We start from the raw sequence: 1,532 nt of genomic DNA, 5'->3' as shown, positions 1-1,532 counted from the left end.
CCATGACGCACTACGAGGAGCGCAAAGGATAATCAATGAAGGCTACAAATATGTAGTAGACCTTGACCTTGAACGCTTCTTCGATACCGTAGCCATAGCAAACTCATAGAAATCCTCAGCCGTACCATTAAAGACGGCAGAGTGGTCAGTCTTATACACAAATATCTCCGAAGTGGTGTAATGAACAAAGGTTTATTTGAAGCGAGCGAGGAAGGAACGCCTCAAGGCGGACCTCTAAGTCCATTGTTGAGTAATATAATGCTCAACGAATTGGATAAAGAACTCGAACGCAGGGGACTACCCTTTGTGCGCTATGCTGATGACTCGATGATATTCTGTAAGTCCAAAAGGGCTGCAATGCGAGTAAAGGAGAGCATAACCCGATTTATAGAGAATGCTCTATATCTCAAAGTCAACAAGGAAAAGACTGTAGTGTCGTATGTGTGAGGAGTGAAATACCTCGGCTACTCCTTTTATGTGATGAAAGGCAAATGCCAACTCACGGTGCATCCAAAATCCAAAGCCAAGATGAAGTCAAGGTTGAAAGAACTGACAAGTCGCAGCAATGGTTGGGGACATGCCAAGAGAAAGCAAAAACTGAAAGAATACATAAAAGGGTGGGTAGGTTATTATCATCTTGCCAATATGAAACGTCTTTTACTTGAAACAGACGAATGGTTAAGACGTAGAATACGCATGTGTATATGGAAATCTTGGAAGAGAGTCAAGACAAAAGTGGCAAACCTCATCAGATGTGGTATTAGTAAACACAAAGCATACGAATGGGGTAATACTCGCAAAGGCTATTGGCGAATAGCTGATAGCTACATACTGCATAGAGCTATAACAAAAGAGCATTTATGTAGGGCAGGGTATGCAACTTTAATGGGGGCGTATCTCGAATGGTACCCAAAATAGGAACCGCCGTATGCCGAACGGCACGTACGGTGGTGTGAGAGGTCGGTAAATACGAAAGTAGGAGATAAACACCTATGATTAGTATTTACCTCCTACTCGATTTTCTGTCTGCTGTTTGTCAAGATTTGTGTGTAATCGTTTGTACACGTTTATTCGTTCTTTTTTGCATCATTTTTCCCCTCATATATATATAATGTGTAAATTTGCATGAGTAAGCTAACCTCAGAAAATCGCTTGTCGAAGGATATGAAAGGATAGCAACTCCAATGAGCAGCACGCCCTGAAAGGGCAGAAGCTCTTAGCCCAGGGCAGCGCCCTGGGTATAATGGCAATCAGCAATGCGCCCTGTAAGGGCAAAAGCTTTAAATATTGCCAGGAGTTTTAAAGCTTTTGCCCTTACAGGTAGGGTGTTCAAAATCCTCATAATTCTTATGTCCAATTTGTCCCCAAAATATCCACATAACTAACAGTAAATCAACAAACTGCATTTTTAAATCGTGCAGGATTTCCATTCCGATACATTATGCATATAATTGTTGCAGAATATCAATGAGTTATGACGTTTATTGGGTCAAAAATCGTGCAGAAAAAATTGCGGATTTTGAACACCCTAC

1 pseudogene is annotated in these 1,532 nt (G+C 41.4%); it reads left to right on the top strand.

Annotation, left to right across the window (positions count from 1 at the left end):
• A pseudogene (locus C9991_RS16500) lies at positions 1-918 on the top strand (reverse transcriptase domain-containing protein); the annotation flags it as partial.
• Positions 919-1,532 lie beyond the last annotated feature (614 nt).

The sequence above is a fragment of the Prevotella merdae genome (assembly GCF_900290275.1).
Lineage (GTDB): Bacteria > Bacteroidota > Bacteroidia > Bacteroidales > Bacteroidaceae > Prevotella > Prevotella merdae.
The sequence above is the reverse complement of the archived record's forward strand: the minus strand, read 5'-3'. Positions and strand labels throughout refer to the sequence as shown.